The following is a 15,178-nucleotide window of genomic DNA, read 5'->3' on the forward strand; positions in this document are numbered from 1 at the left end:
GTGCAATCGGGAGACAAGCAGACATCAAGCGGGCTCCGCCAAGATCTGGCCCCATGTGGAAGGACACCCCTCAGTACCTCGGCGAACTGCTCATCTGGGAGATCGAGGACTACCTCATCGCCCAGTCACAACGGCCCGAGCGGGCCAAGGTCGCCTTCATCCGGCTGGCCGACGCCTGGGGCGCCGCCTCGATCGCGGCCGAGCTCGACGACGGCGGCAGCTTCTACTCGGCGGCCAAGCGGGCCGACGCCCTGGGCATGACCCTGCCCGGCGACATGTTCGGTACGGTGACCCGCGAGCAGATGCCGCACGTCTTCACGGCGGTGCCCGGCACGACGTTCCCGCCGATGCTCGACGGGGACGGGTGGGTCATTGTCCGATTGGTCGCTTTCGAATCCTGATATTTCGGGATTCGGCAGTAGGCTGGTCGCCATAATGATCCACCGACGCGTAATCGGAGGATCCACTTGGCAGTGCCACAGCCGCTCCGCGATCCCCGCCGGCTCGGCGGCCACACCCTGGTCGGCGCGTATCCGCCGGGCGATCGGTCCGCCTCCTACGAGACGGGCGACGGCGCCCTGCTGACGCTGTTCCACACCCGCCTGCCCGACCCCGACGCCTTCCTCGAACGCATCGACGAACTCCAGCGCGCGGGCGGCTACCCCTGGCTCTCGCTCCTGGACGCCGGCACCTCCGGCGGCGAACCCTACGTGGTCGTCGAGAAGGCCGACGGCCGCCACCTCGACGCCGCCCTCCCGGAGAGCGACGCGCAACGCCTGGCCATCGCCTCGATGACCGGCCTGGCGGGCCTGCACCGCGAGGGCACGGCCCACGGCTCCTTCACCCCGTGGTCGGTCATCCTGACCGGCGCGGGCCCCCGGCTCGCCCTCCTCGACCTCGACGCCCTGGTGGCACAGGGGGTCACCCGAACCTCGGCCGCCCCTTCCCCGGCCGCCGAGGCAGGCGACCCGGATGCCACGGCGCGGGTCCCCGGAGGCGGCACCGCGGTGGAGAGGGGCGACCCCGAGGCCACCGCACGTGTCAACGGGCGTGCCGCGGAGACCGACGACCCCGACGCGACCGCTCAGGTCGCCGGGCATGAGGCTGCGAGGGCCGCCGAGGCCACTGCTCGGGTCGCCGAAACGGTCGCCACTTGGCCCAAAGGCAAGGCCGAATCGCCTGGCCTGGGTGATGAGACCCGGCCCATCGGGTCGCTCGCCTATCTGCCGCCCGAGGCGTTACGTTCCGGCGTGCGGCCCCCTGCGCCGCCCGGGGATCTGTTCGCCTGGGCCGCCGTCATGGTCTTCGCCGCCACCGGGCGGCACGCGTTCGAGCGGGACTCCCCCGCCGCCACCATCAACGCCGTCCTCCACGACGATCCCGATCTCGGCGGGATGCCCGACGGGCTGGCGGGGGTCGTCGCGGCCTGTCTCGCCAAGGACCCGGGGCAGCGGCCGACGGCCCGCGAGGCGCTCGAACGGCTGATCGGCGAGACGCAGCTGACCATCGACCGGGCCACGCTCGACGTGGTCGCCACCCTCCCTCCGGCCGAGCCGGCGGAGACGGAACCCGCCGTCGCGCCGCTCCCCGATCGCCGGGGGCCGCGCTGGGGCGCGCTCACCGCCGCCGCCGTCGCGATCGTGCTGGTCGGCGGGCTGGGCGGGTATCTGCTCGGGGGCACCAAGACCGGTGCGGCGGCCACCGCCGCGAACGCCTCCGGGGTGCCCTCCACGTCGGTCAGCACGCTGGCCGCCGTCGACGACCCGGCTCCCCCGCCGCCCGCCACGGGCGGGTTCACCGCCCCCGGACCGGCGATCGCGCTGAAGGAGAATTCGGCCGACCCGGCCCGGCTCACCGGTTACCGCAGGGGCGCCGACACGTGGGTCCGGGGCGAGGGCGACGTCTTCACGCGGTTGCCGGGCGCCGACCTCGAACCGGCACGGTCGCCGGGCGGGAAGTGGCTCGCCGCCGTCGGTCCGGAGACCATCACGTTCACCGGCGCGGGTGAGTCGTTCACGGTCACGCCGGGGGGCGCCTACACCCGGCCGACCTGGTCGCGGGACGGCGCGAAGCTGATGGTCACGACGACCTCCGGCGACGACGGCCGTCCGGGCGGGTTCGCCGTCGTCGACGTCGCCACGCGGGTGGTCGCCACCGTCGACACCGACGACGAGACGACCGGCGGGGAAGGGCACTTCGCCTGGTTGCCCGACGGCTCGGGGGTCGTCGTCGGCTACCGGACCGAGACCGAGCACGGGATCAGGTTCCGCGACCTCACCGGCGACCTGACCAAGTCCTACCACTGGGTGGGCGAGACCTACGGGCGGCGCATGTTCTCGCCGTCCGGGAAGACGTTCGTGACGTTCTGCCCGAGCGGCGGCACGTACTGCGTCTGGGACACCGCGACCGGGGTGCGGCAGGCGTCGATCGCGCTGTTCTACCCCGACGGCCTCCTGTACGGCTGGTACGACGACGCCCACCTGATCGTCGCCGACCCGAGGGAGGACCCGCACCGGATCGTGGCCATGGACCTGCGCGGCCGGCCGCAGCGGGTGCTGGCCGAGATCCCGCCCGAGGACGACACGACCGACCTGCTCCTCTACTACACGGGGAACTGAACCCTGATGCCTCCCGTCGAGCCGCTCACCCCGCACGACCCGGCCTCGCTCGGCCCCTATCCCCTGGTGGGCCGGCTGGGCGGGGACGTCTATCTGGCCACCGCGCCCGGCGGCGAGCAGGTGGCCGCGCGCAAGCTGGCCCGGCCGCTCGACGCGCCCGGACGCGAGGCGCTGGCCCGCGTCTGGGAGGCCGCCGCCGTCGGCACGCCGCACATCCTGGACACCGGGCGCGACTACATCGTGTCCGAGTACGTGCCGGGCCCGAACCTGGCCGAGGAGATCGCCGAGCGCGGCGCGCTGGCCGGGCCCGCGCTGCACCGGCTCGCCGTCGCCACGGCGACGGCGCTGGCCTCCCTGCACCGGGCCGGGCTCACCCACGACGCCATCGCGCCCGAACGGGTGCTGCTCGGGCCCGACGGGCCCCGGCTCATCGGGGCCGAACGGCCGGTCACGCCCGCCTGGCGGGCCGACGACTCCCGCGAGCTCTGGCAGGACCCCGACGAGCCGCCCGGCCCGGCGGCCGACGTGTTCGCGTGGGCGGCGGTCATCGCGTTCGCGGCGACGGGGCGGCCGCCGTTCGGGGAGAACCCGACGCGCGTCTCGTACGGGGCGGCCGACCTCGGGCCGCTCTCCGGCGCGCTGCGCGATCTGGTCGCCGACTGTCTCGCCGACGAACCGGCCGCCCGGCCGGGGGCCGAGGAGACGCTGCTCCGGCTGCTCGGCCACGCGGGGGCGCTCGACACGATGCTGCCGGCGACCGCGCCACGGGCCGTCGTGGCGCCTCAGGTGGGCGTGAGCCGTACAGTCCCGGAAAAGCGGAGGAGGGGCGGCGCGGTCGCCCTCGCGGCGGGCGGGCTGGCGCTGGCGCTGGTGTCCGGCGCGGGAGGGTACCTGCTCGCGCCCGCCCCGGCGCCGCAGGCGCGCAAGGCGGCGCCGAGCGCCGCGCCGACCGCGCGACCGGCCGCCTTCCCCTCGCCGGGGGCCTCGCCGCTGGCCCTGGCCGGCGGGGTGCTGAACGAGCGGCCGGGCGATCCGCTGCGGCTGGCCTCCTACCGGGCCAGCGTGTCGGACGGCGCGACGGCCGCGTTCGCGCGCAGCCGCGACGGCGCGGGCTTCGACCGGACCGGCGGCGACAACCACGTCTCGGTCGTCTCGCCCGACGGCCGCTGGACGGCCACGATCGACGAGCTGTTCGTGGCGAGCACCGACCGGCTGTCGGTCGAGTTCACCGAGCGGGGCAGCGGCCGGCGGTTCACCGTGCCGACCGTCGCCGCGCCGCTGAGCGCGCACCATCCGGCCTGGTCGCCCGACGGGACCCGGCTGCTGCTGTCGCTCTGGGTCAGCCAGGGCGCGACCGACGTGGTGCCCTTCGGGTTCGTGGTCGTCGACCCCGCCACCCGCGCCGCCACCGTCGTGGAGACCGCCAACGACGCCGACCGCGACGCGTTCCTGGCCGCCGACCCCGAGGTGCGGCTCGGCGCGCTTCCCGCCTTCCGGTGGACGCCCGACGGGCGCGAGGTCGCCACCGCCTACCTGACCCCCGAGGGCCGGTTCGGCGTGCGCTTCCACGACCTGACCGGACGGGTCGTGCGCGGCTTCCACTGGGTCGGGCTCCCGGCCGGCACGTCGTGGTTCTCCCCCGACGGCAGCTCGTTCGTGACGACGCAGTGCGAGAAACGGCACGTCTTCTGCGTCTGGGACACCGCGACCGGCGCGCGGCGCGGCGGCGTGCCCTCGGAGAAGGGCGACGGCATGCTCGGCTGGTTCGACGCCACCCACCTGCTCTTCTCGCGGGAGGAGAAGGGCGAGTACCGCGCCGACGTGATCGACTTCGCCGGCGAGACCACCCGGACCCTGGTCGAGCTCGACCTGCCCGGCGACGACCCCCTCGTGCAGTTGTTCTTCCTGCGGAGCTGACCCCGTGGAGGGCACCCGGCTGGGCGGCTACACGATCCTGCGGACCCTGGGGGCCGGCGGTCAGGGCACCGTCTACCTGGCCTCGGCTCCCGACGGCGGGCGGGTCGCGGTGAAGGTGCTGCACGCGGTGCCGGAGGACGGCTCGGCCGAGCGGTTCCTGCGGGAGGCCGAGGTGCTGCCGGAGGTGGCCTCGTTCTGCGCGGCGCAGGTGCTCGGGTTCGGGGTGGCGGACGGGGTGCCGTACATCGCCAGCGAATACGTCGAAGGGCCGACGCTCCAGGCCCTGGTCAGGGAGCGCGGGCCGCTGACCGGGGGCGCGCTGCGGTCGGTGGCGGTCGGCACGATCACCGCGTTGTCGGCCGTCCACCGGGCCGGGGTGGTGCACCTCGACTTCAAGCCCGCGAACGTGATCCTCGGCCGCGACGGCCCCCGGGTGATCGACTTCGGCATCGCGCGGGCGGTGGACGCCGAGGCGACCGGGACCGGCGCGGTCGGAACTCCGACCTATATGGCGCCGGAGCAGCTCGGCGAGTCGCCGCCCGGCCCCGCGGCCGACGTGTTCGCGTGGGCGTCGACGGTGGTGTTCGCGGCCTCGGGGACGCCGCCGTTCGGGGCCGACTCGGTGCCGGCGGTGCTGAACCGGCTGCTGCGCGGGCAACCCGACCTCGGTCCGCTGACCGGGGACCTGCGGGAGGTGGTCGCGGCCTGCCTGGTCAAGGATCCGCTCGCCCGGCCCGCCTCCTCCGACGTGCTGCTGCGGCTGCTCGGTCGGGCGCCGGCGGCCTCGCGGCCGATCGGGCGGCGGGTCGTGGTCGCGGGGGCGGCGCTGGCCGTCGCCGCCGCGGCGGCCGGGGTGGCGGTGTGGGCGTCGCGGCCCGAGCCGTTGCGGACGTCCGGGCCGCCGTCGGCGGCCTTCACCTCCATGCGGGTGGCCGAGTTGCCCGGCAGCCTTCACGAGCACGCGTCCGATCCGGTGCGGCTGACGTCGTTCAGCGTCAGCGGGTCGGCCGTGAGCATCCGGTCGTATGTGCGCTCGCGCGACGTCTTCACGCCGATCGAACGGCAACGCCATCCGGTCGTGTCGCCTGACGGGACCACGTTGGCGGAGGTCAACTGGGTGCCGCTGCGGGCGTCCGACGGGAACGTGGTGACCTTCACGCGCGACGGGTCCGTCTTCACGGTGCCGACGGTGGAACCGCCGTTGGCCGTGCGCTCGCCGGTCTGGTCCCGGGACGGGGGCCGGGTGCTGCTGACGGTGTCATCCGAGGCGGAGCGGGCGGGTTTCGTGCTCGTGGACGTCGCCTCGCGGCGCTCGACCTACGTCGCCGTGGCGTCGGCGGAGACGGACTTCGGGTTCGGGCCCGGGGCGACGGTGACGTCGGGTGGGGTCGTGTACAGGGTGGACGGAGCTCCGATGCGGACCTACGAGGGGATGTCCAGCCTGGTCTTCTCGCCCTCGGGGCGGCGCTATGCGGGGGCCTGCGCGTCGGGCGTCTGCGGTCCCGGCCCTCTCCGGACGTCGGGCGAGGTGATCGGCTGGTTCAACGAGGACACGCTGATCGTCCGCGACGGGCGCAGGGTCCTCACGGTGGACGCGACCAGCGGCGCCACCGGGCGAACCCTCGCCGACCTCGACTCGGACCAGGAGACGATCCTGCACTTCTCCTGATCGGCCGGCGGCCGGTCCTGGGCGATCAGGCCGGTGATCGCCCAGGGGTTCGCTCAGGCCATGACTCGGTCGACGATCTCCGAGGCGCCCATCGAACGGGCGCAGTGGGCGCCGCAGAACCACTTGCGGTCGGCTTCCACGCCGTGGCCGATGATGCGGCAGCCGCAGTGTTCGCAGATCGGCGCCATCCTGGTGATCGCGCACTCGAAGCTGTCGAAGGTGTGGACGGCCCCCTGGGCGTGCACCTCGAACGTCATGTCGTAGTCGTTTCCGCATACTTCGCAAGCGGCCATGATTCCCCCCGGATAGGTCGTTAGGGCTTACCTACCCAGGGGGAAACCGGCTACAGCGTCGCGAGCAGGCCCTTCGCCATCTCCTTGGCCCCGGCGGCGGCCTCCGGCAGGGCCATCAGCACCGCCCCGGTGTTGTTGATCTCCGTCCCGGCCGGGCGGTCGGCGCCGCCGAACAGGACCGTCACGACGAACGTGTCCTGCATGACCTTGACCTCGTACGCGCCGCTGTAGGCGGTCTCGGTCTGCTGCCTGATCGCCTGGCCGTAGTTGTCGGTGCCCAGGCCCGGGATCTTCTGGATCTTGCTCCACTGGATGCCGCCGATCTTCGACCCGGCCGTGCCCCGGCTCTTGCCGCGCTCGTCGACCAGGTAGAAGCGGGCCATCTCGGCGTTCGGGAACTCCCGGATGCCGATCCGCAGGTTCCGCCAGCGCACCTTGCCGCCCTCGACCGGCATGGCGTCGTTCCACCACTGACACTCGGTCAGCTTCGCCTTGCCCTCCGTGAGCGACTGCGCCAGCCCCTCCGTCTGGGGCACCAGCTTCGCGGCCGTGGCGTTCATCGCGACGCAGTTCGGCGGCAGCGCGATCTTGACCGGCGACGGGCTCGCCGTCGGGGTCGGGCTCGGGCGGGCCTTGCCCGCGAACGGGAGCGGCTTCTTGGCGTACCAGGCCTCGGCCGACTGGGCCAGCTGGGTCAGCAGCGCCTTGACCTCGCGGATCGCGTTCTCCTCGGTGATCGACTGCTTGGTGTCGTTCGTGAGGACGTTCGCCTCCTTGTGCTGCTGGCTCGCTTCGTACTTGACGTCGAAGGTGATGTTGCCGACCCGGCCCATGCCGGTGCCGAAGGCGTAGCGGTAGTCGTCCTCCCGCGTCCACTGGTACTGGGCGACCGCGGCCTGGCCGATGCCGGTGAACACGGCCGGCTTGGAGTAGTAGCGCTCCTCGTTGGAGACCGAGGCGGTGTAGTCGTACTGGCGCTTCTCGCCGTCGAACTGGATCGAGGCCGCCTTGTCGGCGGTGGTGTCGCCGATGGCCTCGTACCGGGCGACGTTGACGGTGATCTGCCGCTGGCGGTTGAACTCGCCGAACGAGATGTTGCGGTTGGTCCACTCGCAGGTCCAGCGGACGTAGCTGACCAGGTTGCCGTCACGCTCGTCCGACATCCGCATGTCGATCTTGGCGGCCGGGACCAGCCGCTCGGTCTGCTCCGGGTCGAGCATCGCGCAGACGTCGAAGTCGGTCCCCTTCGCGCCGTCGCCAGCCGCCGGAGGAGCCGCGCCCGACGCCTCGGGCGTGGCCCCCGCCTTCGGCGGCGGCGGTGTCTGCGGGGTCTCCTCGCCGGTCGTCTGGAAGAAGACGAACGTGCCGCCCGCCACGACCAGGACCACCACGGCCGCGATCAGCGGCCAGAGCCACTTGTTCCTGGACGGCGGCCCGGGAGGCTGCGCCCACCCGGGCTGCGTGGTGCCCTGCCACGGACCGGAGTTCTGCTGCTGCCACCCGCTCTGCGCCTGCCACGGGTCGCCGCCCCCGCTCGGGGCGCCGTTGGCCTGCGGCTGGAACAACACCGCCGTGCCCTCGGGCCCCGCCTGGTTCTGCGGGGCCTGCGGGTTCCAGGGACCCTGCGGGGGCTGCTCGGCGTCCGCCGGGCCACGCCAGCGCTCACTGCCCCGGGGGACGTGACCGTGCGGGCCGGGGGGTTCGGGGGTGCTCGGCGTCTGCGGAGGCCAGGCGGTTCCGTCGGACGGGGTGGACCAGGCCGACCCCGGCGCGGTCAGGCCGGAGGACTCCTGCCGCGACTCGGGCGACGGGGCTTCGGTCCCGGGCCACTTGGCGGTGGGGGAACCCTCCGTGCCGGGCCAGGGGGCGTCGCTCTTCGACTCGGCCCCGGGCCACTGCGGGGAGTCCGCCGGAGGCCGCTGCGGGCCCGAGGCGGACTCGGCACCCGGCCACTGCGCACCGCCCTGAGCTTCGGAACCAGGCCACTGCGAGCCGCCGGAACTCTCGGCACCGAATCGCTGCGGGCCGGATGCGGGCTCCGAGCCGGGCCACTGCGCACCGCCTGGATTGTCCGCACCGGATCGCTGGGGGCCCGACGTGGATTCCACCCCAGGCCACTGCGGGCCGGTCGATCCCTCCGCGCCAAGTCGCTGCGGGCCAGACGTGGATTCCACCCCAGGCCACTGGGGGCCGGTGGGACCGTCCCCGCTGAACGGCTGCGGGCCGGAGGGGAACTCCGAGCCGGGCCACTGGGGACCGCTCGGGCCCTCCGCGCCCAGCCGCTGCGGGCCGGACGTGGATTCCGGGCCGGGCCACGGCGCACCGCCCGGCGCGTCGGCGCCGAAGCGCTGGGGGCTCGACGGTGATTCGGGGGCGGGCCACTGCGGGCCGGGGCCGCCGAAGGCGGGAGGCGGGGTCGCTGGTGCGGACTGGCGGGGGTCGGCGGGGGGCTCCGGCATGCCGGGCCAGTCGGGTCCGGCCGAGGGCCACGGCTGGGGCGGGTTCGGGGGCTGCGGGGGGCGGTTGGAGCCGAAGGCGTCGAAGCCCTGGCTGGGGCCGGCGGGCGGAGCCGGGGGCTGGCCGGGGCGTCGGCCCGCGCCGGGGCCGTCGGCGATCGGGGAGACGCCATTCGCGCCGGGTGCGTGCCGGTCGGAGGGGCCGTGGGGCACCGGGCCGCCGCCGCGTCCGGGGGCGTCCGGGCGCTTGAAGTCGCGGAAATCGGAGCGGCCCTCGGGCGGGCCCTCCGAGACGGGGGCGCCGAACATCGCGGGCGGGCGGAGCTGGTTCGGCGGGCCCTCGGGGGTCTGGGGCTTTCGGGACTGGCTGGCCGGGGTGTCGAACCAGCCCGGGCGGTCAGACGGCGGAGACGACGGGGTCGACGACTGCCTCGTCGATGACTTCGGGATCCGCCGGGGCAACTCGGAGGCGCTCTCCCGTAACCGCGTGGTCGCCGGGTCGACGCCACCGGGGTCGCCGCCCTGCGGCGCGGCGGGCGGCTCACCGGAGCGGGCGGCCGCGTCACCACCCGGACGCGCGGCCGCGTCGCCGCCGGGACGCTTGGCCGTGTCATCGCCGCCCAGCCGCCTCGTCGCGTCGTCACCCGGGCGCTTGGGCGCATCATCACCCGGGCGGTTGGCCGAGTCGTCGGGGGTGGCGGCGGGCGGCTGGTCGAGGTCGTGGAGCATGGTGCCGAACGGGTCCGGGTCGTCCGGGTTCGGGCCGGGCGGGGGTTGCGGAGCCACAGGGTCCTCGGTGCGCCAGGAGGCCACTCTCGTCGGGTCGCCGATCCGGGGGGGTTCGCCCGGACGGCGGACGAACGGCAGGCTCGGGCCGGTCGTCTTCGGGATCTCGCCCGTGGCCGGGTCGTCCTCGTCGTAGGCGTGGGGGCGCGAATCCCGTACCGGAGAACCGAAGGCCTCGCCCGGCGGGTCAGCCGGCGGGGTGTCCTCCGGGGGCGGGGGGACCGCACGCAGGTGGTTCCGGGGCTTCTGGGGGTCTTCGGACATGGGGGGACTCCTTGGTCAGCCGATTCCGGCCGCGACCAGCTGGGCGGCCTGGCGGGCGCGCTCCCTGGTGTCGTCGCCGGGCGACTTGTAGGTGACCTGGGCGGACAGGTTGCTTCTCCGGAACCAGACGGTGGCGCCGCCGTCGGCGGGCGCGACATAGGCCTCGTCGGCGACGCCGGTGAGGTTCTCGGCGCCGTCGGGGCGGGCGGGGGCGGCTCCGGTGGTCAGGCGGTAGCCCACGACCACTTCGGTGCCGCCGGAGCGGTTGATCCAGCGGCAGCCGCCGTCGGGCGTGGGTTCGGCGTTGGCCTGGGTGCCGAGCAGGCGGGTGATCTGCGCGGTGGTCAGCGACGTGCAGGCGTCGGGGGCGGCGGTGAAGCGGGCCGGTACGTCGTCCGGTCCGGCCGCGAACTGGGAGGCGGCCCAGCCCGCGCCGACGCCCAGGCCGATCGTGAGGGCGGCCCCGACCGCCCAGCGGCCGGTCCGGCGCGAGCGCGGGGGCACCGCGGCGACGGCGTCTCTGAGCAGGTGGCGGGTGGTCGCGGCGGGCGGGCGGTGGGCGGGGTCCTTGGCCAGCAGCGCGCCGACCGCGCGGGCCAGCGCGGGGGTGGCCTGCGCCATCGGGGGCGGGTCGTGCATGACGACGGCCGCGACCACGGCGGCGGGCAGGTTGCGGTGGAAGGGGCCGCGGCCCTCCACGGCCGCGTAGAGGGTCGCGCCGAGCGACCACAGGTCCGAGGGCGGGCCGGCGGGCAGGCCGCGGAAACGTTCGGGGGCCATGTACGCCGGCGACCCCGAGCTGTCGGCCGGGTCGGCCCCGAACGGCGCGGCGATGCCGAAGTCGGCCAGCATGGCCCGGCCGTCGTCGCCGACGAGCACGTTGGCCGGTTTCACGTCGCGGTGCAGGATGCCGTGGGCGTGCGCGAGTTCGAGGGCGTCGAGGATCGACAGGCCGATCTCGGCGACGCGGGTGCTCGGCAGCGGCAGCAGCTTGTCGAGGGAGGTTCCCGGCACCAGGTCCATCACGATCCACGGCGCGCCGTCATGCGGCACCACGTCGTGGATCTTGACGATCGAAGGGTGGTTGAGCCGCCCGGCCGCGCGCGCCTCGCCGATCGCCCGGGAGGTGTATTCGGCCAGCTCACCGGGGCCGAGGCCGGTGGGCGTGCGCATCTGCTTGACCGCGACCTCACGCCGCAGCAGTTCGTCGTGGGCGCGCCAGACGGTGCCCGCGCCGCCCTCTCCGAGGGGTTCGGCGAGCCGGTAGCGGCCGGCGAGCAGGGTCACGCGTGACCCCACAGCGTGTCGGCCGCGGCGCGGGCGGCGGTCTCGGCGCCCTGGCGGAGCTGGTCGGGGGTGCGGTCGCCCAGGTCGGCGTACTCGACGCGGCCGACGAAGTCGCCGACGCGGAAGTAGACGTCGACGGCGATCATCCGGTCGTCGGACGAGGTGACGTCCCAGGCGAACGCCTCCTCGCCGACGCCGTCGAGCGGGCGGATCGCGGAGGTGACGGTGGGGATGCGGCGCTTGGTGCCGATCTCGTACCAGACGAGGGAGGAGTCACGGGGCATGTTGGCGATGCGGCGCTTGATGCCGCCGTACAGGGAACGGGCCGCTTCGGGGTCGAGGTCCCACCAGTTCGGGGTGTCGGAGTCGGTGGTGGGTTCGAGGCGCAGGCCGGTGCCCTCGACCGTCCACTGGCAGCCGCCTTCGATCTCCTTGGGCCGGGCGTCCTGCCCGAGCAGCGCTTTGACCTGGCCGGCGGAGACGACCCGGCATAAGTCGACCTTCTCGGTGAACTCCGGCGCGGGCGGCCGCCGCGCGGCGGGGGTGGCCGCGCCGCCGGACTCCCACGGCGCGACGACGACCACGGCCGCCGCGACGACGGCCGCGACCCCGGCGGCCACGGCGACCCACAGGCCGTTGGTCTTCTTCCGGCGTACCGGCGCGATGTCGGGGTTGCCGCCCCGGACGATCTCCTGGAACAGCCGTCCGGCGGTCGCGGAGTCGGGCCGGTCGGCCGGGTCGCGCGCCATCAGCCAGCTGACCAGGGTGCCCAGCGGCCCGCCGACCCTCGGCGCGGGCACCGGCTCGGTCAGCGTCGCCTGGATGACCTGCACGTGGCTGCCCCGGTACGGCGGCACGCCCTCCAGCGCGGTGTAGAGGGTCGCCCCGAGCGACCACAGGTCGGCGGCCGGGCCGCCGGGGTCGCCTTCGAGCCGTTCGGGCGCGATGAAGCCCGGGGAGCCGATCAGCATGCCGTCGCCGGTCAGGTTGGTCGTGTCGGCCTGCCGGGCGATGCCGAAGTCGGTCAGCACGACCCGCCCGTCGACGGTGAGGAACACGTTCCCGGGTTTGACGTCGCGGTGCTGCACGCCGTGGGCGTGCGCGGCCGACAGCGCGTCGACCATCCGGGCCCCGATCTCGGCCACCGCACCGGGCTGCAGCCCGCCGTGGGCGGAGATCTCCGCCGACAGCGGCCGTCCGTTGAGGCGCTCCATGACGATCCAGGGACGGCCGTCCTCGACCAGGACGTCGTGCACGCTGACGACGGCCGGGTGCCGCAACCGTGCGGTCACCTCGGCCTCGCGCATCACGCGGATGACGAGCTCCGCCCGCTCCCGCTCCCCCATCCCGTCGGGAACCCGCAGTTCCTTGACGGCGACCTCGCGGTCGAGCATCTCGTCACGGGCGAGCCAGACGGTGCCCATGCCGCCGGAGCCGAGGGGGCGCAGCAGGAGGTAGCGGGAGGCCAGTCGTTCCCCGATCGATTCGGCCATACCGGGAGAATAGCGAAACCGGACCGGCCCGAATTGACCATTCGTCAATGCGGGCCCAGCTTCCGGGCCGCGACCGGCGGCTCCTACTCGACGACGACCTCCGCCGAAGCGCCCACGATCTCCACCCCGACGACCGTCTTCGGCCCGGCCGACCGCACGACGAGCCGTCCGTGCTCGTGTACGGCCGTCACGACCGTCTCCCCGTCGACGTCGCGCACCACGGTACGGGATTCGCCGTCAGGAAGGCCGTACACGAGAAGGGAGATCTCCGGCGTCTCAGTCACGGTCGGGCCGGGGGTCGTGGTGGGGATCAGCGCGCCGTGGCGGCCGTAGAGGGGGATGCGGTCGAGCGGCGGGGCGACGCGGATGTACCGGCCGCCGGTGTGGTGCTCGCCGGTCCAGTGGTCGACCCACGTCCCGGCCGGGAGGTAGACGTCGCGGGTGCCGTCGGCCGAGGTCATCGGGGCGACGAGGAGGTCGGGGCCGAGCAGGTACTGGAGGTCGGCCTGCCAGCTCACCGGGTCGCTGGGCCGGTCGACGCAGAGGGCGCGCATGATCGGCAGCCCGGTCGTCACCGCCTCGACGGCGGTCGAGTAGAGGTAGGGCATCAGCCGGTAGCGCAGGCGCAGCGCCTCGACCGCGCCGCGTTCGGCGTCCTCGGGGAACTCCCACGGCTCGCGGCTGGTGGTGCCGTGGAACCGCACCAGCGGCGACAGCGCGCCGAACTGCGACCAGCGCACGAACAGGTCGGGCGTGGGCGTGCCGGTGAACCCGCCGGCGTCGTGGCTCCAGAACGGGATGCCCGACAGGCCGTGCGACAGGCCGCCGCGGATGGTGCTGCCCATCGCCGGGTAGGTCGCGTCGACGTCGCCGCTCCACTGCGCCGGATGCCGCTGCCCGCCGAGGTAGGACGACCGCGCCCAGACCAGCCCGTGCCCGGCGACCTCGCGGGTCACCTCGGCGACCAGGTCGTTGAACAGCAGCGAGTAGACGTTGTGCAGTTCCGCGCCGCTCATCCCGTTGTATGCGACCGCCCGCGCGGGCACCCCCTCGGCGAAGTCGGTCTTGAACACCTGGACGCCCTGCTCCAGCAGCCCCTTGAGCAGCCCGCGGAACCAGACGCGGGCGGCGGGGTTGGTGAAGTCGACGATGCCGCAGGCCGGGTAGGAGCCGTGCCAGGCGTCGGCGACGTAGGGCTCGCCGTCGCGGGTCAGCAGCAGGTAGCCGCTGCTCGCCGCCTCCTCGAAGGCCGGGCTCAGATGCGAGATGTACGGGTTCATCCAGAGACACACCTTGAAGCCCTGCGCGTCGAGCTCCCGCAGCATGCCCTCGGGGTCGGGGAACGCCTGCGTGTCCCACCGCAGGTCCGACCAGTGCCCGTCGATCTGCCAGAACGTGTCGAGGTGCAGCACGTCGCAGGGGATGCCGCGCTCCCGGATCTTCCGTGCCCGTTCCAGCACCCGCTCCTGGCTGTCGCGGAAGAACCCCGAGGAGATCCACGCCCCGAACGCCCACTTGGGCGGCAGCACCGCCGGCCCGGTCAGCGCGCGCAGCCGCCGCAGCACGTCGGCCGGGTCGGGGCCGCCCAGGACGTAGTAGTCGATCAGGTCGTCGGGCACCACGATCTGCACGTCGCTGTGGGTCGACTGGCACATGTCGAACTCGACCGGCATCCCGCTGTCGACGACGATCCCGTATCCCCGGCTGGACAGGTAGAAGGGCACGTTCTTGTACGCCCGCTGCGACTCCGCGCCGAACGCGTCGAAGTTCCACATCAGCGGCCGCTGCCCGCGTTTGTCGAGCGGCGTGAACGACTCCCCGAACCCGCCGAACGCCTCGTCGGCCGGGGCCAGGAACGTCTCGTGGTAGGCGACGGTGACCCCGTCGACCTGCGAGCGGCCGAAGGGCAGCGTGCGGAGCCGTCCGGAGATGTCGGGCCGGCCGGGGTCCTGCTCGGTCAGCACCCGCCCGGCCGGGTCGGTGAAGCGCAGGTTCCACGGGTTCAGCCGGATCTCGGCCCGCACGGCCCCCGCGTCGACCACGATCGTGTCGTCGCCGACGGTGACCTCGGCGGACCACCGCACCGGCCGGGTCAGCCGCAGCGCCCGCGCCGAGCGGGTGCGCGCGTCGGCCTGCTCGCTGAGCTTGACCCGCACGATGCCCTCACCCGCCGCGCTCACCTGGACGACGAGCGACTCGTCGGTCGTCGTCACGCCCTTGAGGGTGACGCCGCAGGAGTCGGAGGCCACCACCTCGGCCCGCGCCAGCCTCGCGATCCCGCCTTCGCCGTGCTGCCGCACGGGCAGCTCGGGCGGGTCGGCGACGAAGTACTCGCGCGCGATCAACGGGGGGCGATACGGCATCGCTGCACTCCAACGGTATGGCGGCTGATATG

At 74.2% G+C, this 15,178-nt stretch carries 9 protein-coding genes; 4 read left to right on the forward strand and 5 right to left on the reverse strand.

The annotated features are described in order from the left end of the window. Positions 1-53 precede the first annotated feature (53 nt). The 4 genes from AW274_RS05430 to AW274_RS05445 all read left to right on the forward strand — a co-directional run bounded on the left by AW274_RS05430 (position 54) and on the right by AW274_RS05445 (position 6,204). Positions 54-401, forward strand: a complete 348-nt coding sequence (locus AW274_RS05430; protein ID WP_062429888.1) for a hypothetical protein — start codon at positions 54-56, stop codon at positions 399-401. Positions 402-473: 72 nt separating this feature from the next. Further along, positions 474-2,618: a serine/threonine-protein kinase gene (locus tag AW274_RS05435; protein WP_062429889.1), complete on the forward strand. Its 2,145-nt coding sequence runs from the start codon at positions 474-476 to the stop codon at positions 2,616-2,618. A 6-nt stretch (positions 2,619-2,624) separates the two neighbouring features. Next, the gene (locus AW274_RS05440) at positions 2,625-4,535 is read left to right on the forward strand and encodes a serine/threonine-protein kinase (RefSeq protein WP_062429890.1); all 1,911 of its coding nucleotides are present in this window, start codon (positions 2,625-2,627) and stop codon (positions 4,533-4,535) included. 4 nt (positions 4,536-4,539) lie between these two features. Continuing rightward, positions 4,540-6,204, forward strand: coding sequence for a serine/threonine-protein kinase (locus AW274_RS05445; RefSeq protein WP_062429891.1), 1,665 nt, complete (start codon positions 4,540-4,542; stop codon positions 6,202-6,204). Positions 6,205-6,257: 53 nt separating this feature from the next. Here the strand turns inward: AW274_RS05445 and AW274_RS05450 are convergent, their stop codons facing one another. The 5 genes from AW274_RS05450 to AW274_RS05470 form a co-directional block, all read right to left on the reverse strand. Further along, positions 6,258-6,497, reverse strand: coding sequence for a metallothionein (locus AW274_RS05450; protein ID WP_083973841.1), 240 nt, complete (start codon positions 6,495-6,497; stop codon positions 6,258-6,260). A 50-nt stretch (positions 6,498-6,547) separates the two neighbouring features. Continuing rightward, complete coding sequence (locus tag AW274_RS05455; protein WP_062429892.1) at positions 6,548-10,003, reverse strand: chromosomal replication initiator protein DnaA; 3,456 nt, start codon at positions 10,001-10,003, stop codon at positions 6,548-6,550. A gap of 15 nt (positions 10,004-10,018) precedes the next feature. Beyond that, positions 10,019-11,290, reverse strand: a complete 1,272-nt coding sequence (locus AW274_RS05460) for a serine/threonine-protein kinase (RefSeq protein ID WP_062429893.1) — start codon at positions 11,288-11,290, stop codon at positions 10,019-10,021. Next, positions 11,287-12,783 carry a serine/threonine-protein kinase gene (locus AW274_RS05465; RefSeq protein ID WP_062429894.1) on the reverse strand — a complete coding sequence of 499 codons (1,497 nt, stop codon included), beginning with the start codon at positions 12,781-12,783 and terminating at the stop codon, positions 11,287-11,289. Before AW274_RS05465 ends, AW274_RS05460 begins: the two co-directional genes overlap by 4 nt. Positions 12,784-12,866: 83 nt before the next feature. After that, the gene (locus tag AW274_RS05470) at positions 12,867-15,146 is read right to left on the reverse strand and encodes a TIM-barrel domain-containing protein (protein WP_062429895.1); all 2,280 of its coding nucleotides are present in this window, start codon (positions 15,144-15,146) and stop codon (positions 12,867-12,869) included. Positions 15,147-15,178: the final 32 nt, after the last annotated feature.

Source organism: Herbidospora daliensis, assembly GCF_001570585.1.
GTDB lineage: Bacteria > Actinomycetota > Actinomycetes > Streptosporangiales > Streptosporangiaceae > Herbidospora > Herbidospora daliensis.

Coding starts and splice junctions, on each gene's coding strand:
- AW274_RS05430 (WP_062429888.1), top strand. CDS start 54: ATGTGGAAGGACACCCCTCAGTACCTCGGCGAACTGCTCATCTGGGAG.
- AW274_RS05450 (WP_083973841.1), bottom strand. CDS start 6,497: ATGGCCGCTTGCGAAGTATGCGGAAACGACTACGACATGACGTTCGAG.
- AW274_RS05465 (WP_062429894.1), bottom strand. CDS start 12,783: ATGGCCGAATCGATCGGGGAACGACTGGCCTCCCGCTACCTCCTGCTG.
- AW274_RS05455 (WP_062429892.1), bottom strand. CDS start 10,003: ATGTCCGAAGACCCCCAGAAGCCCCGGAACCACCTGCGTGCGGTCCCC.
- AW274_RS05470 (WP_062429895.1), bottom strand. CDS start 15,146: ATGCCGTATCGCCCCCCGTTGATCGCGCGCGAGTACTTCGTCGCCGAC.
- AW274_RS05440 (WP_062429890.1), top strand. CDS start 2,625: ATGCCTCCCGTCGAGCCGCTCACCCCGCACGACCCGGCCTCGCTCGGC.